The sequence below is a fragment of the Bacillus sp. SJS genome (assembly GCF_000732485.2).
Lineage (GTDB): Bacteria > Bacillota > Bacilli > Bacillales > Bacillaceae > Metabacillus_B > Metabacillus_B sediminis.
Genome location: NZ_JAQV02000031.1, coordinates 296,993 through 319,709, shown reverse-complemented (window position 1 = coordinate 319,709; position 22,717 = coordinate 296,993). Strand labels below are relative to the sequence as shown.

Here is a 22,717-nt window from a genome sequence, read left to right as displayed (position 1 = left end):
GAAAATGGAAGTGATAATCATGATTGCGAGTATGACAGGGTTCGGAAGGGCCGTTCAAGAAAAGGATGGGCGGACGATCTCAGTTGAAATGAAATCGGTAAACCATCGATTCTGTGAGATTAGTGTAAAAATGCCTAGACAACTAATGTCTGTAGAGGATAAAATCAAAAAAGTGATCTCCGGCCGGATACGCAGGGGCCGATTAGAAGCATACATAACAATCGACGGAGAGCCGATTGCTAAGCGTACTGTCAGTGTTGACTGGGATCTGCTCGATCAGCTGACAGAGGCTGCAGCGAAAATGAAAGAACGGTACGGTTTTAATGACCAGCTTACATTGGATGGTCTATTGAAAATAGAAGATGTGGTACAAGTACAGGAAGAACACGGGGACCAGAGCCGTTTGCTTGAAGCAATTCTGGATACAGTTGAGTCCGCGGTTATTGAGCTTAGCGGGATGAGGCTGAGCGAAGGCCGGCATCTGCTTAAAGATATTGAAATAAGGCTGGATGATGTAAGGGCGGCTGCAGAACAAATCGAAGCAATTGCGCCGGCTGTTCAAAAGAGCCATATGGAGAAGCTTTCCACTAAGCTTAAGGATTTACTGCAGACAGAGGCGGATGAATCAAGAATTTTAACTGAAGCAGCCATATTTGCCGAAAAAGCCGATATTACGGAAGAAGTCACCCGAATATACAGTCATCTTCAGCAATTCAGCCAGGCACTCCATTCAGGTGAAGCAATTGGCAGAAAGCTCGATTTTATCGTGCAGGAGCTGAACCGGGAAGCCAACACCATTGGTTCGAAAGCTAATGACAGCCGAATTGCAGCATTTGCAGTGGAGCTGAAAAGTACCATTGAAAAAATAAAGGAACAGGTCCAAAACGTAGAATAGGAGCCTGTTTAGACCGCCATTTTTCAGGCTAGACTAGAGCTGGTATCATATAGGGGGAGCAAACGTTGAACATTAAACTCATTAATATCGGTTTTGGAAATATTGTATCAGCTAATCGAATCATCTCCATTGTCAGTCCTGAATCTGCACCTATTAAAAGAATTATCCAGGATGCCCGGGACCGCGGCATGCTCATTGACGCCACGTATGGACGCAGAACGAGGGCCGTTGTCGTAATGGACAGCGATCATATTATTCTATCTGCTGTTCAGCCTGAAACTGTCGCACACAGACTTTCAAATAAAGAAGAGTTATCAGATGAAGGGTAGGGGTTATTGAAAGCTATGAAAGAAAGAGGACTGCTCATTGTCCTTTCAGGTCCTTCGGGAGTCGGAAAAGGGACAGTCAGAAAAGAGATTTTTTCTCAGGATGATACAAAATTTCATTATTCCATATCCGTAACAACAAGAAAGCCGCGTACCGGCGAAGTTGACGGCATCGATTATTTCTTTAAGTCCCGTGAGGAATTTGAAGAGATGATCAAGAATGATAAGCTGCTCGAATGGGCAGAATTCGTAGGGAATTACTACGGAACACCTGTGGATTATGTTGAAAAGACGCTTAGCGAAGGGAAAGACGTTTTCCTGGAAATTGAAGTGCAGGGCGCCCTTCAGGTGCGAAAAGCATTTCCGGAAGGACTATTTATCTTCCTTATGCCGCCTTCCCTTGATGAATTAAAAAATCGGATTGTGACGCGCGGAACGGAATCGGCGGATATTATTGAAAACCGCCTGCTTGCAGCGAAAGAAGAAATCCTTCTGATGGATGCCTATGATTATGTAGTTGAAAATGATCACGTAAATCTGGCATGCGACAGAATTAAAGCAATCGTTACGGCCGAGCATTGCCGCCGCGAACGTGTTGCTCCATGGTATAAAAAGAAAATTTCGGAGGTCGAATAAACCCTATGTTAAATCCTTCTATTGACTCGTTAATGAATAAGCTTGATTCAAAATACACACTTGTAACCGTAGCATCCAAACGTGCAAGAGAAATGCAGATCTACAAAGATCAGCAGATTACAAAGCCGATTTCTCATAAATTTGTAGGAAAAGCTTTGGAAGAAATCGATGCAGGCTTGCTTTTTTACGATAAGGAAGAGAACTGATCCTGCTTGATATGCCGTTATGAAAGGCTGACCCATTCAATCTGAAAGCCATTTGCTCTTCTCCCTTTTATGAAGGGCGAACTGCTTAAGGCAGCCTGGTTGCAATGGGGCGGCCTCTTTTTATGGAGAGAAATTTAATGAAGTCTTCTGCTTTGGCATTCCTTGAAACATTGGTAAAATGATAGACAAATAACAATGATGGCGGGGGTTTACAATGGGAGATAAGAAAAAGATCCTGCTTGGAGTAAGCGGAGGCATTGCCGTATACAAAGCAGCTGCCTTGACAAGCAAGCTTACCCAGGCTGGTTATGATGTAAAAGTAATCATGACTGCCTCGGCATGTGAATTTGTTGCACCGCTGACCTTTCAGGCGCTCTCAAGACATGATGTGTATACAGATACGTTTGATGAAAAAGAATCAAGCGTTATTGCTCATATTGATTTAGCAGACTGGGCGGATTTGATTGTCCTCGCTCCGGCAACCGCCAATGTGATCGGAAAGCTTGCCAATGGTCTGGCAGATGATATGCTGACTACAACACTGCTCGCTGCCACGGCACCAGTATGGATTGCACCGGCCATGAACGTACATATGTATGATCACCCTGCAGTAAAAAGAAATATCCAGACGCTGTATGAGGATGGATTTCGATTTATTGAACCGAGCGAAGGATATTTAGCGTGCGGATATGTAGGACGCGGCAGGCTTGAAGAGCCTGAAAAAATTGTCCGCCTTATTCAAAGCTACTTTCGTATAGATGGACGAGGACCATTAAAAGGCAAAAAAGTTTTAATTACAGCCGGTCCAACCGTGGAACCCATTGATCCTGTAAGGTATTTCTCAAACCGGTCGACGGGCAAGATGGGATTTGCACTTGCTGAAAAGGCTGCGGAAATGGGGGCGGATGTAACGCTTGTCACCGGACCATCCCATTTGGAGGATCCATACGGAGCAGCTGTGATAAGGGTTCAAACGGCTGAGGAAATGCTGAACGAGGTAATGGAACGATTTGATCAGCAGGATGCTGTCATTAAATCTGCTGCTGTGGCTGATTACAGGCCTGCACACCCTATGCCCCATAAAATGAAAAAACAAGAAGGTCCGCTATCCGTTGAAATGGAACGTACAGCTGATATTTTAAAAACCCTCGGTGAGAAAAAACAGCATCAGCTTCTTGTTGGTTTTGCTGCTGAAACAGACAATGTTCATGAATATGCGATGCATAAGCTTGTGAAGAAAAATCTCGATTTGATCATCTCGAATAATGTGACGATTGAGGGAGCCGGTTTTGCTGCTGATACCAATCTGGTCACAATCCACCGCAAAGATGGAACCAGTAAGGAGCTCCCTTTAATGTCTAAGAATAAGGTAGCTGAGAGTATTTTGCTGGAGGCTGCTGCAATGCTGCGTTTGGAGAAAGAAGAATGAAAATTGCAAGGGTAGTGGTCGATGTCCCTGCCATGCAGACAGACAGGCCTTTTGATTATTTAGTTCCGGAAGAGTGGGAGGATGTCATTGTACCGGGAATCAGAGTGATCGTACCGTTTGGCCCGCGTAAAGTACAGGGCTTTGTTATCGAGGTGGCATCAGCATCTGAGGTAAACAAGCTCAAAAAAATTTCAGAGATTTTTGATTTGACGCCGGCATTAACGGATGAATTGCTTGAACTTGGAAAGTGGCTTACAGAAAAAACCCTGTGCTTCCAGATTTCTGCTTTTCAAGCCATGCTTCCTGCAGCCATGAAAGCAAAATATGAAAAACGGATTTGCCTGACCCGGAATAGCAGTGAATTGCCCCCGGAACTTGCTGTGTTATTTGAAAATACCAGGGATATATCCTGGAAAGAGGCTGAAGCTCACAATCTCTTTGCAGAGTTGCAGAAGGAAATAAAAAAAGGCAGCTTAGAAGTCGTCTACCAGGTAGCACAAAAGGGGAAGCAAAAAAAAGTCCGGTATTTGAAACCTGCAGCAGATCTTGAAGCATTAAAAAAAACTGCAGAGGAAATGCCTGCAAAAGCCGGCAGGCAAAAGGCTGCTCTTGATTATATTATTGCATCCCAAAAAAGTGAGATCTCTGCAGCCGATTTGAAAAGCGGAGCGAACGCAAGCGATTCTTCCATTAAAGCTCTTGTTCAAAAAGGCATACTGGCTGAAGAATGGCTGGAAGTATATCGTGATCCATTTGAGCATCGCACCTTTAAGGCAACAGAAAATATGGCGCTTACCAGTGAACAGCAAAGTGCTATTGCTCCAATTCTGGATTCAATTGAAGCTTCCAGGCATGATGTCTTTATGATGTACGGTGTGACCGGAAGCGGGAAAACAGAAGTGTATCTTCAAGCCATCGACCGCGTCATGAAAGAAGGAAAGGAAGCCATTGTGCTCGTTCCTGAAATTTCTCTTACCCCGCAAATGGTAGATCGGTTCAAAGGACGGTTCGGTTCAAAAGTCGCCGTATTGCACAGCGGGTTGTCGACGGGAGAAAAATACGATGAATGGCGGAAAATTCAGCGCAAGGAAGTCCAGCTCGCCGTCGGTGCCCGCTCGGCTATTTTTGCCCCTTTTGAGAACCTTGGAATCATTGTAATTGACGAGGAGCATGAATCAAGCTATAAACAGGAAGAAAACCCAAGATATCATGCCCGTGACGTCGCAATTCACAGAGCTGAAAGCTACCGCTGTCCGGTTGTATTAGGCAGTGCGACTCCATCCCTTGAATCGTTTGCTAGGGCAAGCAAAGGGGTTTATCATCTTCTTCCATTAAGGGAGCGGGTCAACAGCCGGGCACTGCCTGAGGTGAATGTTGTTGATATGAGAGAAGAGCTGCGAAATGGAAATCGTTCGATGTTTTCTTCCGATCTTTTCGAGCAGCTGCAGCTCAGGCTGGACCGAAAAGAGCAAACGGTTCTGTTTTTAAACAGAAGGGGCTTTTCTGCCTTTGTCATGTGCAGGGATTGCGGCTATGTCATTCAATGTCCTAACTGCGATATTTCCATGACCTATCACCGTCAGGGAAATAAACTAAAATGCCACTACTGTGCACATGAAGCACCAATGCCTTCTTTATGTCCAGAGTGCAGCAGCGAGCATATCCGCTTTTTTGGAACGGGTACTCAAAAGGTGGAGGAAGAACTTGCAAAGGTCTTGCCGGAAGCACGGGTAATTCGAATGGACGTAGATACAACTTCAAGAAAAGGAGCCCATGAACGGCTTCTGGGGCAATTTGGCGAAGGAAAAGCAGATATCCTGCTTGGAACGCAAATGATTGCCAAGGGTCTTGATTTTCCCAATGTTACGCTTGTAGGAGTTCTTGCCGCAGATACGATGCTTCACCTGCCGGACTTCAGGGCTGCAGAGAAAACCTTTCAGCTGCTAACGCAGGTAAGCGGCAGAGCGGGCAGGCATGAATTAACCGGTGAAGTGGTCATCCAATCCTATACACCGGATCACTACAGTATCCAGCTCGCTAAAGATCACGATTATGATGGGTTTTATGAGAGGGAAATGATGGAAAGAAAGCAGCATGCCTATCCGCCTTTTTATTATGTGGCGGTTGTCAATGTATCACATCCCGATTTGCTTAAAACGTCATCAGTAATGGAAACAATCGCACAGTTTCTTATACAAAACCTTGATTCCCATACAAAAGTGCTGGGTCCTGTTGCATCACCGATACCCAGGATCAAGAATAGATATCGTTATCAATGCATGATAAAATACAAGCGGGATGAAAAATTAATCCCTGCGCTGAAAAAAGTGATGGATCGCTATCAGCAGGAAATGGCAAGAGATGAGCTCGTTATTTCAATTGATTTGAACCCAACAACTTTAATGTAGCATCCTAAGACCGGCCGTTGCCGGTTTTATATATGTAATCAGGGCTTACGTATATTTCATCAAAAGCTAGGAAACCCTGCGGCACCGAGTAAACACTTCAAAATGTGAGGGAGGAACCTTTTATGGCTATACTGAAAATTGCAGAGCACCCGGATCCAATTCTTGAGCAGTCCTGTGAGAAAGTAACGGTTTTTGATAGGGAGCTTACAAGGCTGCTTAAAGATATGTATGAAACAATGATCGCTGCAGATGGGGTAGGATTAGCCGCCCCTCAAGTGGGGATTGCAAAACGAATCGCTGTAGTAGACATTGGCGATGATTATGGAAAAATCGAATTAATCAACCCAAAAATTATGAACTCACGCGGAGAACAGACTGGACCTGAAGGCTGCTTGAGCTTCCCTGGACTGTTTGGTGAAGTCAAGCGTGCGGATTATGTGAAAGTACATGCGCTCAATCGGAAAGGAAAACCTTTCACTGTTGAAGCAGATGGTTTTTTGGCAAGAGCTCTTCAGCATGAAATCGATCATCTGGATGGCACTCTTTTTACTGCTAAAGTTCTTCGCTATTATGAAGACGGAGAGCTTGAGGAAATGGAAGGATGAATGAAATGACTAGAATCGTATTCATGGGAACCCCTGATTTTTCTGTTCCTGTTTTAAGAAGGCTTGTTGATGAAGGGTATAATGTAGTCGGTGTTGTCACCCAGCCGGACCGTCCGAAAGGCCGCAAAAAAGAACTGACGCCTCCCCCAGTCAAAACAGAGGCGCTAAAGCATGGCATTGAGGTCCTGCAGCCGGAAAAAATCCGCCATCAAAAGGATCTTGACAAAGTACTGGCACTGAAACCGGATTTAGTTGTAACAGCGGCATTCGGACAAATTTTACCGAATGAGCTGCTGGAAGCGCCAAAGCACGGCTGTATTAACGTCCATGCTTCCTTGCTGCCGGAACTTCGCGGCGGCGCCCCCATTCATTATTCCATTTTACAGGGGAAAGAAAAAACGGGAATAACAATTATGTATATGGCCGAAAAACTTGATGCGGGTGATATCCTCACACAAGCTGAGGTTGTGATTACAGAAGAAGATAACGTCGGTACATTGCACGATAAACTAAGCAAAGCCGGAACAGAACTACTGGCTGAAACACTCCCGATGCTTCTGGAAGGCAAACTGAAGCCGATAAAGCAGGATGATTCAAAGGCGACTTTTGCATCCAATATTAAACGCGAGCAGGAAAAGATCGACTGGACTAGAACAGGCGAAGAAATTTACAACCATATTCGCGGTTTAAATCCCTGGCCGGTAGCTTTCACCTCTTTAGAGGGACAAACAGTGAAGATTTGGCGCGGAGAAAAAATGAAAAGCACCAATCCATCTGAGCCGGGCACGGTGATTGGAATCGATTCAGATGGTTTTGTCGTGGCTTCTGGAAACGGCACTGCCGTAAAAATAGTAGAGCTTCAGCCGGCAGGCAAGAAAAAAATGAGCGGGGAAGACTTTTTGCGCGGCAGCCAGATTGCCCCCGGAACGAAACTTGGTGAATAAATGAAAACAGCAAATGTACGAGAATTGGCAGTAGATGCCTTGATGTCCATTGAGAAAAATCAGGCATATAGCAACCTGCTGCTTAACACCACCATCCAGAAAAGCAATTTGTCATCTAAGGACGTTTCTTTATTCACAGAGCTTGTATATGGAACACTTCAAAGAAAAATAACGCTTGATTATTATTTGGAGCCTTTTACTTCGAAAGCAAAAAAAATGGAATTATGGGTACGTATTTTGCTTAGAGTGTCCCTTTATCAAATGATCTATCTTGACCGCATTCCGGAAAGGGCGATCTTTTTTGAGGCAGTCGAAATCTCCAAGAAAAAAGGGCATAAAGGAATTGCCGGATTTGTAAATGGAGTCCTTCGTGCTGTTCAAAGAGAAGGAGTGCCTTCACTCAATGAAATTGAAGATCCTATTGAACGTTTGGCGCTTGAAACAAGCCACCCGGTTTGGCTCGTGAAAAAATGGGCGGATCAGTATGGACTGGATGATACACAGAAAATGTGCGAAGTTCATATGAAGCCTCCTGTCGCTTCCGCAAGGGTAAATCGGATGCACCTTACCGTTGAAGAGGCAGTTGCTGGTCTGGCAGAAGAATCCTTCGACGCAGCACGAGGAGTTCTTTCAGAAGATGCGGTAATCCTGAAAAGAGGCAATATTTCTAAAAGCAGACTTTATAAAGCAGGGAAACTGTCCATTCAGGATGAAAGCTCCATGCTTACTGCAAGAGCTGTAAGTCCAGCCAAAAATGAAGTAGTCCTTGATGCTTGTGCTGCACCTGGGGGCAAGTCTTTGCATATGGCTGAATTGATGGAAGGGACTGGTGAGATTGTTTCACTGGATCTTCACAAACACAAAGTGAAGCTAATTGAGGAACAGGCTGAAAGAGCCGGGCTCCTCAACATTTCTCCTCAAGTCATGGATGCGAGGGAGGCTCCACTAGAACTCAGTGGTATTCAATTTGACAAAATTTTAGTGGATGCGCCATGCTCGGGCTTTGGTGTCATTAGAAGAAAGCCAGATATAAAATATGCAAAAAATGCCAATGATGTTAACAGGCTTTCTGCCATTCAGCAGGAGCTGCTGGATTCGGTTTCGCGTTTACTTAAAAAAGGTGGTACACTGGTCTATAGTACTTGTACAATTGATAAGGAAGAAAATGAAGAGGTTATCGCTGATTTCCTGGCGTCCCATCCTGAATTTGAAGAAGATCATTCCTTAAAACAGCTCCTTCCTGAGAAGGTTCACCCATATATCAACGGCGGAAAACTGCAAATTCTTCCGCATTATTTTGAAACAGATGGATTTTTCATCACAAGATTAAAAAAGAAGGTGTAATCATTGAATAAAACAACAACACAACAAGGTAAAAAGGGAGTAACGGCTGCTAAGCCGTCCATTTATTCCCTTGAACTTCATGAAATTAAAACCTGGCTCGAGGAAAATGGCGAGAAGGCGTTCCGTGCACAGCAGATTTTCGACTGGCTATTTATAAAAAGGGTTACTTCTTTTGAAGAGATGTCGAACCTCTCAAAAGAACTGCGTCAAAAACTGGAACAGCAATTCACATTAACCACATTAAAGACGCTAATCCAGCAAACGTCCGGCGACGGTACAATGAAGTTTCTTTTCGAGCTGCATGACGGTTCTTCAATTGAAACGGTATTGATGAAGCATGAGTATGGAAACTCCATCTGTGTTACCACTCAGGTAGGCTGCCGGATCGGCTGTACGTTCTGCGCATCAACCATTGGCGGATTAAAAAGAAACCTTGAAGCAGGAGAAATCGTTGCTCAGGTCGTAAAAGTACAGAAGGCTCTTGATGAACTTGGCGAACGCGTAAGCTCCGTCGTCATAATGGGAATCGGCGAACCGTTTGATAACTATGATGCAATGATGTCTTTCCTGAAAATCATCAACCATGATAAAGGATTGAACATTGGAGCACGCCATATTACTGTTTCCACAAGCGGAATTATTCCTAAAATCTACAAATTTGCAGATGAACAGCTGCAAATTAACTTTGCCCTTTCCCTGCACGCTCCAAACAATGAAATCAGAAGCCGTCTAATGCCGATCAACAAGGCTTATAAGCTTCCTGATCTTATTGAATCCATTCGTTATTACGTAAACAAAACGGGACGCAGAATCTCATTTGAGTATGGATTATTCGGCGGCGTGAACGACCAGGTGGAGCATGCAGAAGAATTGGCTGACCTTATTAAAGGCATCAAATGCCACGTAAACCTTATTCCTGTGAACTATGTGCCGGAACGTGATTATGTGCGGACACCTCGAGATCAAATTTTTGCGTTTGAAAAAGCATTGAAAGACCGCGGTGTAAACGTAACGATTCGACGTGAGCAAGGTTCCGACATTGACGCAGCATGCGGCCAGCTAAGGGCGAAGGAGCGGAAAGAAGAGACGAGGTGACCTTTTTTGGAGACTGCTTTTCGATCGGACATAGGTAAAGTCCGTTCTCATAATGAGGATTGTACAGGTATTTTCTTTAACAGGGAACAAGCGGCTTTTGCCGTAGTAGCAGACGGAATGGGAGGCCATTTAGCGGGCGATGTAGCAAGCTCGATGGCCGTTTCCGCATTCCGCGAATTTTGGGAAAAATCCGAAGGGATTCATACACCGGATGATGCGGAAAAGTGGCTGAGAGGAAAAATTGAAGAAGTCAACCGGCTTCTGTTTGACCATGCCTTGCATCATCCTGAATGCAGCGGAATGGGAACGACATTTGTCGGTGCAATTTGTACCCGGTCATTTGCCACCATTGGGCATATCGGCGACAGCCGCTGCTACCTTTTTAATGCAAGCGGTTTTAAACAGATTACCGAGGATCACTCTCTTGTCAATGAACTCGTCCGCTCCGGAGAAATTACGAAGGAAGATGCTGAGCATCATCCCCGTAAAAATGTGCTGATGAGAGCGATGGGAACTGAGCTTAGGGTACAGGTGGAAATCAAATCCTTTTGCACAGAAGAAGGAGATGCACTGCTGCTTTGCTCAGATGGACTTTCTAATAAAGTAAGTGAAACTGAAATGGAAAACATCCTCGTATCAGGTGCAGCTCTGAATGATTCTGCTGACAAGCTGATTCGGCTTGCAAATGAAAATGGCGGAGAAGATAATATTTCGGTTGCCATGGTCCTTATGCCTTCCGGGGATGGGGAAGGTGATCTTTCTTGCTAATCGGAAAGAGAATCAGCGGCCGCTATCGCATTCTTGAAGTGATTGGCGGAGGAGGAATGGCGAATGTCTACCTTGCTCAGGACGTCATTCTGGAACGAAAAGTTGCGGTTAAAGTACTGAGATTTGATTTTGCAAATGATGAGGATTTCATCAGAAGATTCCGGCGTGAGGCACAGTCAACGACGAGTCTGGATCATCCGAACATTGTGAGTATATACGATGTGGGCGAAGAGAACGGAATTTATTATATTGTCATGGAATATGTGGCGGGTACAACCCTTAAACAATACATACAAAATCATGCTCCTCTTCACCCATCCGAGGCATTGGATATTATGGTGCAGGTTGTATCAGCGATTGAACATGCGCATGAGAATTTTATCGTTCACAGAGACATAAAGCCGCACAATATATTAATCGATCATGATGGAAGAGCGAAAGTGACGGACTTTGGCATTGCCATGGCGCTTAGTTCAGCGACAATTACACATACAAACTCCGTGCTTGGTTCAGTTCACTACCTTTCCCCGGAGCAGGCGCGGGGCGGTTTGGCAACTAAAAAATCAGATCTTTATTCACTCGGTATTGTGCTATATGAAATGCTGACAGGAAGGGTTCCGTATGATGGAGAATCGGCTGTTTCAATCGCTCTAAAGCATCTGCAATCTGAAACTCCATCACCCGAGCGCTGGAATCCATCTATTCCCCAAAGCATGATTAATATCATATTAAAAGCTATGGCGAAGGATCCCTTTCATCGATACGATTCTGCCGAAGAGATGGAAGAGGATTTAAGGACAGCCTTACATGCAGACAGACTCAATGAAAAGAGATATGAAATCCCTGTAGACGATGAAGCCACAAAGGCTATTCCCGTCATTACAGATCAATATCTTTCAGATAAAAGCGAAACGATCAATCATTCTCAGCCTCCCGGTAAAGCGAATGAAGAAGCAAAACAGGATGGAAAACCTAAAAAGACTAAGAAGAAAAAAAGTAAATTTGCCGTTTTTATCATTACAGTCTTTATTATTTTGCTGGCAGCAGGAGTCAGTGCCATCACCATTGTGCCCTCATTGCTGCTTCCTGAAGATGTCTCAGTCCCCGATGTTTCAGGTGAAGAATACGGGGATGCGGTCAACACGTTAAGCGAAGCAGGTTTCAGGGTAACGGAAAGATCGATGGCAAGTGATGACGTTCCAGAAAATTATGTCGTGAAAACAGATCCAGAGAGTGGGAAAATGGCCAAGGAAGGCTCCATGGTTACAATCTATCAAAGTACCGGAAAAAAAATGACTGAACTTGAAGATTTGAAGGGCCGGGATATTGATACAGCAAAAGAATTGCTTGAACGAAAAGGCTATAAGAACGTAATCGTGGAGGAAATGAATGATGACCAGGAGGCAGGACTTGTCATTGACCAGGAGCCTTCGGCAGGTACGGAGGTCATTCCTTCAGAGGATGAAGTGAAGCTCACAGTCAGCAAAGGGCCGGAGGAAATTTTACTGGAAGATTTAAATGGCTACTCTCAGAATGATGTAAACAGCTATACGCAGGAAAAAGGGATCCTTTTAAAAGAAAAGGAAGAGTATTCTGATACCGTTCCCGCAGGCAAGGTTATTTCCCAAACCCCGGCAGCCGGAGAAAAGCTGAAGCCTGGTGAAAGGCTCGAAGTCGTTTTTTCACTTGGCAAAGAACAGCAGGAAGTAGCAACGGTATCCAAGGAAATTGAGATTCCGTATGAGCCTGCTGTACCCGGGGAAGAACAGGAAGTTCAAATTTGGATTAATGATGCGGAGCGGTCTTTCTCAGAACCGGAAGCGACGTTTAAAATTAAAGCACCTGAAAAGAGAACGATCCAATTTAAAATCGCTCCTGGACAGAATGCGTACTATCAAGTAACCGTTAACAGCCGAATCGTTGATAACGATACGATACCTTATCCAAACTAAAGGAGGGAATGTATGCCGGAAGGAAAGATTGTGAAGGCTTTAGCCGGCTTTTACTATGTTTTAGACGGAGATCGTTTTGTTCAGTGCAGAGGCAGAGGGCTATTCAGAAAAAACAAAATCACCCCGCTGGTCGGCGATGAAGTCATTTATCAGGCGGATAATGATTTGGAAGGAACGATTCTCGAGGTCATGCCCAGAAAAAACGAGCTGGTCAGGCCTCCGATTTCGAATGTGGATCAGGCCATTCTTGTTTTTTCGGCCATTGAGCCAGCCTTCAGTACCCTTTTGCTGGATCGCTTCTTAGTATTAGTTGAAGCTAATTCTATTGAGCCGGTTATTTGCATCAGCAAAACTGATTTAATTTCCAATCCCGCTCAAAGAGAAGAAATTCTTTCGTTTGCTGCGGATTATAAAGAAGCTGGATACCAGGTATTCCAGACTTCCACGGAAAGCATGGATGGCATTGCCTCTCTCGGACCGCTGTTCGACAATAAAATATCGGTTTTTGCAGGTCAGTCAGGAGTTGGAAAATCATCATTGCTTAATGCGATTAAACCGGATCTTGCTTTAAAGACAGATGACATTTCGAGTCATCTTGGCCGGGGAAAGCATACAACGAGACATGTTGAACTGATTACAATAGATAATGGGCTTGTGGCAGATACACCTGGATTCAGTTCCCTTGATTTTACAGATATTGAAGCCCAGGACCTGAGCCAATGCTTTCCCGAAATGAGGGAGAGAGCCGGCGATTGCAAATTCAGAGGCTGCACACATGTATCTGAACCTAAGTGTGCGGTGAAAGCCGCTCTTGACAGCGGAGAAATCAAGGATTACAGATATGAGCATTATTTAAGTTTTCTAGAGGAAATTAAAGACAGAAAGCCGAGGTATTGACGTTGGTTTATATCGCTCCATCTATTTTATCTGCGGATTTTTCAAAGCTTAAAGAAGAAATTGAGGATGTTGAGCATGGTGGGGCGGATTGGATTCATATCGATGTAATGGACGGGCATTTTGTCCCGAACATTACAATTGGGCCGCTTATTGTGAGAGCAGTTCGCCCTGTTACGCAGCTCCCTTTAGATGTGCATTTGATGATTGAGAATCCGGATTCATACATTGATGAGTTTGCTGAAGCTGGGGCAGATTTAATATCTGTTCATGCAGAAGCCTGTACACATCTTCACCGGACCATTCAGCATATTAAATCAAAGGGAGTTAAAGCGGGAGTGGTGCTGAACCCGCATACACCCCTCCATGTGCTTGACTATGTATTAAAGGATCTGGATTATGTATTGCTAATGACGGTTAATCCCGGGTTTGGCGGACAGGTATTCATTCCGGAAATGCTCGCTAAAATTGAGGCTTTGTCCGACATGATTAAAGCGGAAGGTTTATCTGTCCTTATCCAAATTGACGGCGGTGTAAATGCCGGCAATGCGAAAGCCTGCATGGAGGCAGGGGCTAATGTTTTGGTAGCCGGTTCTGCAGTCTATGGGTTTCCTGACCGGAAAAAAGCAATACGTGATATACGGGATGCTACTTAAATAGTCCTCCTGAGAGTAAATGATTGAAATTGCCGCCTGGGACGCTTTATGAGCCTCCCGGGTTTTTTTATAATGGCTATTTTTTAGGATGCTGTTGTTTTTAACACCTGTTGATTGAAGTGGCAAGAGACGCCTGCGGGACCAGCGGGACAGGTGAGACTCCGCAGCGGCAAAGCTGGGCTCACCGCCGGCCCTGCAACCTGCAGCGGAAATCAGGCCAAAGTCAGTCCGATTTGAATGGAAATGAAGGTATAGAAAGCCGCTTTTTATAAGATTTAAATAATAATATTATGTAAATTAGAGTGGGGGAATTGGAATTGAAATACATATACATAGTTGCAGGTGGGCCTGAGAGACTGATTCCTGACCTCACGGCTGCCGACCATCATGATGTATCGTGGGTTGGAGTGGACAGAGGGGTCGTCTATCTCGCTGATAGAGGATTAAAAATGGAAGAAGCAATCGGAGATTTTGATTCCATAACGGGCAGAGAAAGGGAGGAGCTGGAGTCAAAACATAAAAATCTTAAGATTTATCCTTCAGAAAAAGATAAAACGGATACAGAACTTGCACTTGACTGGGCGATCAGCAAACAGCCCGAACGAATCCGCATCTACGGTGCAACCGGCGGCAGACTGGACCACTTTTTTGCAAACATTTATTTATTAATGAAAGAATTTGATTGCTCCATTCCGATTGAATTGGAAGACAGATTCAATTTTATTAAGCTTTTGCCTCCCGGAATCCAGGAAATCAAGGCAAGCGAAACCTATCCATATCTGTCGTTTGTCCCTGTTGCGTCAGATGTAGAAGGACTAACATTAAAAGGTTTTAAATATCCTCTTGAAAATCGGCATATTCCTTTTGGTTCTACACTATGTATTAGTAATGAACTGATTCATCACACCGGTACTGTTTCGTTTAAAAGCGGCATATTAATGATGGTGAGAAGCCGGGATGAAACGAATATAAAGTGATGAATGCTAAACATAAGGCCAGCAAGAGCGGGGCCATTTCAAAGATCATTGAAAGGGCTGAGGAGGGAAACTATGAAGTTCTATACGATTAAACTGCCAAAGTTTTTGGGAGGAATAGTTCGGGCAATGCTTGGTTCTTTTAAAAAGGACTCATAAACTTACAGGCAAATCCGCTTGTTTTCTAAAGTGCAAACCAACAGAACGATGCTCTTAAGAGGGCATCTTTTTCTTTTGGAACCAAAAAAGAGGAAATGCAGGTTAACCTGCCATTTCCTCTTTGCAGCCGTGAACGGCTATCTTATTGGCGTTCCAATTATACGCGTTCCACTTTACCGGATTTAAGGGCGCGAGCTGAAACGTATACACGTTTTGGCTTCCCGTTAACCAGGATGCGCACTTTTTGAACGTTGGCTCCCCATGTACGCTTGTTAGCGTTCATTGCGTGGGAACGTGTATTGCCAGAGCGGGTTTTTCTGCCTGTAATTACACATTTACGTGCCATAATATTCCCTCCTCACCTTGCAAAACCTCTTTTGTAGCAAGCTATCGTTTCAGTTCCGTTTGTCTTTTTATAAAAGACGCCCATCTTTGATGATTGCTCATACGGTTAAAAACGTCTCTATTCACGAGATACCTTAATAATTTACCATAACCCCCTTTTGAATTGCAACTATTCTTTGTCAAGTTTTTTTCCTTTGCGGACATTTTTCAATGAGGTTATGAATGGGGGCGTTAGGGGAAGGTATAAATAGAAGGATAATGGGACCCGCTCCCTTGCGGCAGGAACCGGATCATTTAAAAAATACGTTCCTTCAAGAAAAACACCTTGACATACCTGATGATGCTATGCTCTATAATAATAAGAGCCTTTTATGCCGTCTTGTTAAGCAATGCCTTTAAAATTTTCGCGGCCTATAGTAAAATAGCTTTATCATGCGTATGGTCATCAAGACTGTGAACACGCCATCATGAAAAGTGAAGGAAATTCATAGACCGATAAACAAGGGAGGAAATAGCATGTCCATCGAACTTACCACCAAATACGGACAAATCGATATCTCCAATGAAGTAATTGGAACGGTAGCAGGCGGCGCCGCCATTGATTGCTACGGTATTGTAGGAATGGCCTCCAAAAATCAGATTAAAGATGGAATTACAGACATCCTGCGCAAGGAAAACTTCAGCAGGGGTGTCATCGTGCGTCAGGCAGAAGACAGCATTCACATCGATATGTATATCATTGTAAGCTACGGAACGAAAATTTCAGAGGTAGCACACAACGTACAGACCAAAGTGAAATATACGCTTGATCACACGGTTGGATTAGCTGTAGACTCAGTAAATATTTTCGTTCAGGGAGTTCGTGTAACGAACCCGTAGTAAGGAGGAAAAATCGTGTCAATCAAAAATTTGGACGGCGAGCGCTTTGCTGAAATGATTTCTCAAGGTGCAAGCCATCTATCCAATAATGCCAAAATGGTGGATGCCTTAAATGTTTTTCCAGTTCCAGATGGAGATACAGGCACTAATATGAACCTGTCTATGACATCAGGAGCAAAGGAAGTACATAAAAATGTCCAAGCCCATATTGGCAAAGTAGGGACAGCCCTCTCAAGAGGACTGCTCATGGGTGCACGGGGAAATTCAGGGGTCATCCTTTCCCAGCTGTTCAGGGGCTTTTCGAAGTCGATTGAGGGCAAAAGCACGATTACAGCGAAGGATTTTGCCCAGGCGCTTCAAACCGGTGTGGATACAGCCTACAAAGCTGTCATGAAGCCTGTAGAGGGGACGATCCTAACTGTAGCGAAGGATGCAGCAAGAAAAGCCGTATCTGAAGCTAAAAATGAAGATGATCTGATCAAACTGATGGAAGCGATTCTTGATGAAGCTAAGGCCTCATTGAACCGGACGCCGGACTTGCTGCCTGTATTGAAAGAAGTGGGTGTCGTAGACAGCGGCGGTCAAGGTCTTGTATTGGTGTATGAAGGCTTCCTTGCTGAACTGAAAGGCGAGAAAGTACCTGGAACTCCAATGGCTTTGCCGTCTATGAATGATCTTGTCAATGCCGAACATCATAAAAATGTTCACGCTCATATCAATACGGAAGACATTGAGTTCGGATACTGCACAGAGTTCATGGTTCGCTTTGAAGATGGGAAGAAAGTCTTCTCAGAGGATCAGTTCCGTAATGATCTAAGCAAATTTGGAGATTCATTGCTTGTGATTTCTGACGATGAGGTAGCGAAAATACATATTCATGCGGAGCACCCGGGCGAGGTGCTGTCATATGGACAAAAGTATGGAAGTCTGATCAGCATGAAAATTGAAAATATGCGTGAACAGCACAGCAGCCTTGTAGGGGAATCAGCTAAAGCACAGCCATCCAAACCGAAAAAGCAGAAGGAAAAATACGGCATCATCACAGTTTCTATGGGTTCCGGAATTGCAGACTTGTTTAAAAGCATAGGTGCCCATGAGGTCATTGAAGGCGGCCAGACGATGAATCCAAGCACGGAGGATATTGTTTCTGCCATTGAAAAAGTAAATGCAGAAAACATCATCATCCTTCCAAACAACTCAAATATTGTCATGGCAGCGCGCCAGGCAGCATCAGTTGTGGAAGAAAATGTGCTGGTCATCCCTTCTAAAACGGTTCCTCAAGGAATGTCTGCTCTGCTTTCTTTCAATCCTGGTGTTAAACCTGAGGAAAACGAAGAAGTCATGACTGAAGCTCTTGGAAATGTTAAATCGGGTCAAGTCACCTATGCCGTTCGTGATACTCAAATTGATGGAATGGATATTTCCAAAAATGATTTTATGGGGATCTTGAACGGAAAGATTGTGACGAAGGATAAAGTACAGGTTCAAGCTGCTTTAAACCTTCTTAAAGAAATGATCAGTGAGGAAGACGACATTCTGACCATTCTTTATGGAAGTGAATCAAGCGACGAGGAAGTAAGTGAGCTCGTAAAGCAGGTTGAAACGATTTTCAGTGATATTGAAGTGGAAGTGCATAACGGCAAACAGCCGCTATACTCCTACATTTTCTCTGTCGAGTAAAAAGCTGTTATCCAGCTTAAAGGACCGTCTGTGTAACAGGCGGTCCTATTTATTATTTTCGCAGAGAAAATTCCGTATAAGACCGCTGTGTACCTGCTTAGAGTTACACAAAAAATTTAAGGAACGGGCAGTTCAAGCGGAATTCGGCCATATACAGGTTTAAAAGAAATCTGGTAAACTGAAAGCAAACTGTAACAGGATGTTTTCTTTCATAAGAGAGGGGTACCCATGCATGAAATATCGCAGTGTATTTGATATTATAGGTCCGATTATGATTGGACCTTCAAGCTCTCATACAGCTGGAGCTGCAAGAATTGGCAGAGTGGCCCGGAGTTTGTTTGGGAGGGAGCCGAAGTGGGCGACTGTGTCGTTTTACGGTTCTTTTGCTAAGACGTACCGAGGCCATGGAACAGATGTAGCCATAATCGGAGGCATTTTGGATTTCGATACCTTTGATGAACGCATCAAAACATCTCTTCAAATAGCTGATGAAAATGGAATGAAAGTCACTTTTCTAGAAGAGGAAGCTGTAACTGACCATCCAAATACAGCTAGAGTGATTATCGGCGATGACCACGGACAGCTTGAACTGGTTGGCATCTCAATCGGCGGAGGCAAGATTGAAATAACTGAACTGAACGGCTTTTTGCTGCAGCTGTCAGGAAACCATCCAGCCATTCTGGTCATGCATAATGATCGCTATGGTGCCATTGCAGGTGTTGCGAACGTTCTGGCGAAGCATGCCATTAATATTGGACATATGAATGTATCAAGAAAAGAAAAAGGCCAGCTTGCTCTTATGACCATTGAAGTGGACCAGAATATTGAAATAGGGGTTATTGAGGAATTGAAAACGCTGCCAAATATTCTGCAGGTTACAAAAATAGCAGATTAGGATATTACGCTTTTGGAAAATTGGAGGAAATATCATGTTTCGAAATGTAGCTGAGCTCGTGGAGCTTGCAATGAGCAGGAATAGCAAAATTGCTGAAGTCATGATTCAGCAGGAGATGGAAGTAACCGGAAAGACCCGTGATGAAGTATTTTCCATGATGGACCGTAATCTTGAGGTAATGGAACAGGCAGTAGAAAAAGGTCTTGCAGGAGTGAAATCCCATTCAGGTCTAACTGGGGGAGACGCAGTGCTGATGCAAGCTTATATTGAGAAAGGCAATTTTCTATCTGGTGAAACCATTTTAGATGCAGTAAGCAAAGCGGTAGCAACGAATGAGGTAAACGCTGCAATGGGAACGATCTGTGCGACGCCAACCGCAGGTTCTGCAGGGGTTGTACCTGGTACGCTCTTTGCCGTTAAACATAAATTGCATCCGACCAGAGAAGAAATGATTGAGTTTCTATTTACATCTGGAGCGTTTGGGTTTGTCGTAGCAAACAACGCCTCCATCTCAGGTGCAGCTGGCGGCTGTCAGGCCGAGGTGGGTTCTGCTGCCGGAATGGCTGCTGCTGCCATTACAGAAATGGCGGGGGGGACACCGGCTCAGGCAGCAGAGGCAATGGCCATAACGCTTAAAAATATGCTTGGTCTTGTCTGTGATCCGGTTGCCGGACTTGTGGAGGTTCCATGCGTCAAAAGAAATGCAATGGGTGCAGCGAATGCGATGGTCGCAGCAGATATGGCCCTTGCTGGAATAACAAGCAGGATTCCATGTGATGAGGTTATTGATGCGATGTACAGAATTGGACAATCCATGCCAAGTGCATTAAGGGAAACCGCACAGGGAGGTCTCGCTGCCACACCTACGGGACGTGAACTTGAGGCGAAAATCTTTGGCATCCCTTTGGATCGCCGTGAGCCATAATCTCAAACAGCCTGTATCCGTATTGAAAGGAATCGGAGAGGAGACAGCATCCGTTTTGCTTGAAATGGGGATCAGGACCATCGAGGACCTGCTTGAATATTTTCCTTACCGCTATGAAGATTACCGGCTGAGGGACCTGGCTGAAGTTCAGCATGATGAAAGAGTTACAGTTGAGGGGAAGGTTCATAGCGAGCCTTCTCTTGCTTATTACGGGAAGAAAAAGTCAAGGCTTACCTTCAGGCTGCTTTCAGGAAGATACCTGGTAAGTGTTGTCTGTTTTAACCGTCCTTTTTACAAAAAACAGCTTTCGATCAATCAAGTTGTTACGGTGAGCGGAAAATGGGACAAGAACCGCCAAACCATTACCCTGCAGGACATCTCCTTTTCCCCGCATGTATCCAAGCAGGATTTAGAACCGGTATATACGGTTAAGGGCTCCGTCACGATCAAACAGCTCAGGAAGCATGTGGTCAATGCGCTGAAAGACTTCGGGGAGGAGATACCGGAAAACCTGCCTGCCCAAATTCGGGATGCCTACAGGCTGATGCCGAAGCATGAAGCAATCAAAACCATTCATTTGCCTCTTAGCCATGCTGATTTAAAGCATGCAAGAAGGAGATTTGTTTATGAGGAATTTTTAATGTTTCAGCTGAAAATGCAGGCATTGCGAAAAGTCCAGAGAGAGAACTCTAAAGGAATTGAACATGTATTCACAGATGCAGGACTCTCTGTCTTTACAGAAGCTCTTCCATTTAAACTGACGGAAGCTCAAGCGAAAGTGCTGGACGAGATTCTTGGGGATATGAAATCGCCTTATCGGATGAATCGCCTGCTTCAAGGAGATGTCGGTTCAGGGAAAACCGTAGTAGCGGCTATTTCTATGTATGCCGCCATTCTATCAGGCTATCAGAGTGCGCTGATGGTGCCGACTGAGATCCTTGCCGAACAGCATGCGAATTCCCTTGCCGCCCTCTTTGAGCCGCTCAATATCACGGTTGCTCTTTTAACAAGCTCTGTTAAAGGGAAAAAAAGAAGAGAACTTCTGGAGCGTCTCTCAGTCGGAGAGATTCAAATACTGGTAGGAACTCATGCCCTGATCCAGGATGAAGTGAACTTCCGGAATCTGGGGCTTGTCATTACGGATGAGCAGCATCGGTTCGGAGTGAATCAGAGGAGGGTGCTGAGAGAAAAAGGGGAATCGCCGGATGTCCTTTTTATGACGGCAACCCCTATCCCAAGGACCCTTGCCATTACCGCATTCGGTGAAATGGATGTTTCGGTAATCGACCAGCTGCCTGCAGGAAGAAAAACGATTGAAACGTATTGGGTAAAGCATAACTTATTGGACCGGATATTGGGTTTTATAGATAAAGAGGTGAAAAAAGGGAGACAGGCTTATGTGATCTGCCCGTTGATTGAAGAATCAGAGACGCTTGATGTTCAGAATGCAATTGACGTACATGCGATGCTTGTTCATTCTTTTTCACCAACGTGGAATGTCGGTCTCATGCACGGCCGTCTTCATCCAAATGAGAAGGAAGCTGTGATGAGGGAATTCAGTGAAAATCAGACACAAATTCTCGTCTCAACAACCGTCGTGGAAGTAGGGGTCAATGTCCCGAATGCTACAATTATGGTGATCTATGATGCAGAGCGCTTTGGATTGTCACAGCTCCATCAGCTGAGAGGACGCGTAGGCAGGGGGAGTGAGCAATCCTATTGCATTTTGCTCGCTGATCCGAAATCAGAAACGGGCAAAGAGCGCATGAAGATTATGACGGAAACGAATGACGGCTTTGTGCTGTCAGAAAAGGATCTTGAACTCCGCGGACCAGGTGATTTCTTTGGGAAAAAACAAAGCGGTGTCCCGGAATTCAGAGTGGCGGATATGGTTCATGATTACCGGGCTCTTGAAACCGCAAGAGGCGATGCAGCAAAATTGATCAATTCCAACGCCTTCTGGCATGAGCCTGAGTATGAATGGCTTAGAAAATACTTGGAATCAACAGGGGTTCTTGAGGGAGAAAAACTGGATTAAAACATTCTTGCAATCCGATTATTAAGATTATATACTACTATTAGTACCTAGTCATAATAGTGCGGATGGTGTAACCTATAACATGAAAAGAACAAAAAAGGACAGACAGCAGCAGCTGCTGGAAACGATAAATGATACTCCTTTTATTACGGATGAAGAGCTTTCAGATAAATTTCAAGTTAGTATTCAAACAATTCGTCTAGACCGGCTGGAGCTGAGTATACCTGAGCTTCGTGAGAGAATTCGATCAGTAGCTCAAGCTTCTTTGGAGGACGAAATAAAAGCTTTGCCTCCTGAAGAAATTATTGGAGACATCATTGACCTGGAACTTGATCATAGTGCTATTTCCATTTTTGAAGTGAAAAAAGAGCATGTTTTCCGGCGCAATCAAATTGCGAGGGGACATCATTTATTTGCCCAGGCCAATTCCCTTGCCGTTGCCGTAATTAATGATGAACTGGCGTTGACAGCAAAAGCGGATATCCGGTTTACCAGACAGGTAATGGAAGGGGAACGCGTAGTATCGAAAGCAAGAGTAGCGAGCGTAAACGGATTGAATGGACGAACGTTGGTGAGTGTTAGCAGCTATGTAGGGAACGAGCTGGTGTTTTCAGGTGATTTTGAAATGTACCGCTCTAATCAACCATTAGATAAAGGATGATTC

The 22,717-nt window shown here is 44.5% G+C and carries 23 protein-coding genes; 22 read left to right on the top strand and 1 reads right to left on the bottom strand.

What is annotated here, in order from left to right; translation table 11 throughout:
• Window positions 1-19 precede the first annotated feature (19 nt).
• The 16 genes from AS29_RS19135 to spoVM all read left to right on the top strand — a co-directional run bounded on the left by AS29_RS19135 (window position 20) and on the right by spoVM (window position 15,291).
• On the top strand, window positions 20-895 hold the full coding sequence (locus tag AS29_RS19135; protein WP_035412832.1) for a YicC/YloC family endoribonuclease: 876 nt from the start codon (window positions 20-22) through the stop codon (window positions 893-895).
• Window positions 896-960: 65 nt separating this feature from the next.
• On the top strand, window positions 961-1,224 hold the full coding sequence (gene remA / locus AS29_RS19130) for an extracellular matrix/biofilm regulator RemA (RefSeq protein ID WP_035412829.1): 264 nt from the start codon (window positions 961-963) through the stop codon (window positions 1,222-1,224).
• 15 nt (window positions 1,225-1,239) lie between these two features.
• Window positions 1,240-1,857 (top strand): guanylate kinase, encoded by a 618-nt coding sequence (gene gmk / locus AS29_RS19125; protein WP_035412826.1) that lies wholly within the window; start codon window positions 1,240-1,242, stop codon window positions 1,855-1,857.
• A gap of 5 nt (window positions 1,858-1,862) precedes the next feature.
• The gene (gene rpoZ, locus AS29_RS19120) at window positions 1,863-2,063 is read left to right on the top strand and encodes a DNA-directed RNA polymerase subunit omega (protein WP_035412823.1); all 201 of its coding nucleotides are present in this window, start codon (window positions 1,863-1,865) and stop codon (window positions 2,061-2,063) included.
• Between the two features lie 214 nt (window positions 2,064-2,277).
• The gene (gene coaBC, locus AS29_RS19115; protein ID WP_035412820.1) at window positions 2,278-3,492 is read left to right on the top strand and encodes a bifunctional phosphopantothenoylcysteine decarboxylase/phosphopantothenate--cysteine ligase CoaBC; all 1,215 of its coding nucleotides are present in this window, start codon (window positions 2,278-2,280) and stop codon (window positions 3,490-3,492) included.
• Window positions 3,489-5,900 carry a primosomal protein N' gene (priA, locus tag AS29_RS19110; RefSeq protein WP_035412817.1) on the top strand — a complete coding sequence of 804 codons (2,412 nt, stop codon included), beginning with the start codon at window positions 3,489-3,491 and terminating at the stop codon, window positions 5,898-5,900. Before coaBC ends, priA begins: the two co-directional genes overlap by 4 nt.
• Window positions 5,901-6,022: 122 nt before the next feature.
• Entirely contained in the window at window positions 6,023-6,505 is a 483-nt protein-coding gene (gene def / locus AS29_RS19105) for a peptide deformylase (protein ID WP_035412814.1), read from the top strand.
• 5 nt (window positions 6,506-6,510) lie between these two features.
• Window positions 6,511-7,449 (top strand): methionyl-tRNA formyltransferase, encoded by a 939-nt coding sequence (gene fmt, locus AS29_RS19100; RefSeq protein WP_035413372.1) that lies wholly within the window; start codon window positions 6,511-6,513, stop codon window positions 7,447-7,449.
• Complete coding sequence (gene rsmB, locus AS29_RS19095; protein ID WP_035412811.1) at window positions 7,450-8,793, top strand: 16S rRNA (cytosine(967)-C(5))-methyltransferase RsmB; 1,344 nt, start codon at window positions 7,450-7,452, stop codon at window positions 8,791-8,793.
• 3 nt (window positions 8,794-8,796) lie between these two features.
• Window positions 8,797-9,888, top strand: coding sequence for a 23S rRNA (adenine(2503)-C(2))-methyltransferase RlmN (rlmN, locus tag AS29_RS19090; RefSeq protein WP_035412808.1), 1,092 nt, complete (start codon window positions 8,797-8,799; stop codon window positions 9,886-9,888).
• Window positions 9,889-9,894: 6 nt separating this feature from the next.
• Window positions 9,895-10,656, top strand: coding sequence for a Stp1/IreP family PP2C-type Ser/Thr phosphatase (locus tag AS29_RS19085; protein ID WP_035412805.1), 762 nt, complete (start codon window positions 9,895-9,897; stop codon window positions 10,654-10,656).
• Window positions 10,650-12,608 carry a Stk1 family PASTA domain-containing Ser/Thr kinase gene (gene pknB / locus AS29_RS19080; RefSeq protein WP_035412803.1) on the top strand — a complete coding sequence of 653 codons (1,959 nt, stop codon included), beginning with the start codon at window positions 10,650-10,652 and terminating at the stop codon, window positions 12,606-12,608. Before AS29_RS19085 ends, pknB begins: the two co-directional genes overlap by 7 nt.
• A 12-nt stretch (window positions 12,609-12,620) precedes the next feature.
• Window positions 12,621-13,505, top strand: a complete 885-nt coding sequence (gene rsgA, locus AS29_RS19075; protein WP_035412801.1) for a ribosome small subunit-dependent GTPase A — start codon at window positions 12,621-12,623, stop codon at window positions 13,503-13,505.
• 2 nt (window positions 13,506-13,507) lie between these two features.
• A complete protein-coding gene (gene rpe, locus AS29_RS19070; RefSeq protein ID WP_035413370.1) occupies window positions 13,508-14,158 on the top strand; it encodes a ribulose-phosphate 3-epimerase in 651 nt (216 codons plus the stop codon).
• A 317-nt stretch (window positions 14,159-14,475) separates the two neighbouring features.
• Entirely contained in the window at window positions 14,476-15,135 is a 660-nt protein-coding gene (locus tag AS29_RS19065; protein ID WP_035412799.1) for a thiamine diphosphokinase, read from the top strand.
• A gap of 72 nt (window positions 15,136-15,207) precedes the next feature.
• Window positions 15,208-15,291, top strand: a complete 84-nt coding sequence (gene spoVM / locus AS29_RS19060) for a stage V sporulation protein SpoVM (protein WP_035412797.1) — start codon at window positions 15,208-15,210, stop codon at window positions 15,289-15,291.
• 157 nt (window positions 15,292-15,448) lie between these two features.
• Here spoVM and rpmB read toward each other — a convergent pair whose 3' ends face one another.
• A complete protein-coding gene (gene rpmB, locus AS29_RS19055) occupies window positions 15,449-15,637 on the bottom strand; it encodes a 50S ribosomal protein L28 (protein WP_035412795.1) in 189 nt (62 codons plus the stop codon).
• Window positions 15,638-16,152: 515 nt separating this feature from the next.
• Here rpmB and AS29_RS19050 point away from each other — a divergent pair.
• From AS29_RS19050 to fapR, 6 genes are all read left to right on the top strand, one after another.
• The gene (locus tag AS29_RS19050) at window positions 16,153-16,515 is read left to right on the top strand and encodes an Asp23/Gls24 family envelope stress response protein (protein WP_035412793.1); all 363 of its coding nucleotides are present in this window, start codon (window positions 16,153-16,155) and stop codon (window positions 16,513-16,515) included.
• 15 nt (window positions 16,516-16,530) lie between these two features.
• Window positions 16,531-18,195, top strand: a complete 1,665-nt coding sequence (locus AS29_RS19045) for a DAK2 domain-containing protein (protein WP_035412791.1) — start codon at window positions 16,531-16,533, stop codon at window positions 18,193-18,195.
• A 232-nt stretch (window positions 18,196-18,427) separates the two neighbouring features.
• Complete coding sequence (sdaAB, locus tag AS29_RS19040; protein WP_035412788.1) at window positions 18,428-19,090, top strand: L-serine ammonia-lyase, iron-sulfur-dependent subunit beta; 663 nt, start codon at window positions 18,428-18,430, stop codon at window positions 19,088-19,090.
• A 34-nt stretch (window positions 19,091-19,124) separates the two neighbouring features.
• Window positions 19,125-20,015, top strand: a complete 891-nt coding sequence (gene sdaAA / locus AS29_RS19035; protein WP_035412784.1) for an L-serine ammonia-lyase, iron-sulfur-dependent, subunit alpha — start codon at window positions 19,125-19,127, stop codon at window positions 20,013-20,015.
• Window positions 20,005-22,053: an ATP-dependent DNA helicase RecG gene (gene recG / locus AS29_RS19030; RefSeq protein WP_035413368.1), complete on the top strand. Its 2,049-nt coding sequence runs from the start codon at window positions 20,005-20,007 to the stop codon at window positions 22,051-22,053. Before sdaAA ends, recG begins: the two co-directional genes overlap by 11 nt.
• Before the next feature lie 82 nt (window positions 22,054-22,135).
• Entirely contained in the window at window positions 22,136-22,714 is a 579-nt protein-coding gene (gene fapR / locus AS29_RS19025) for a transcription factor FapR (protein ID WP_035412781.1), read from the top strand.
• Window positions 22,715-22,717: the final 3 nt, after the last annotated feature.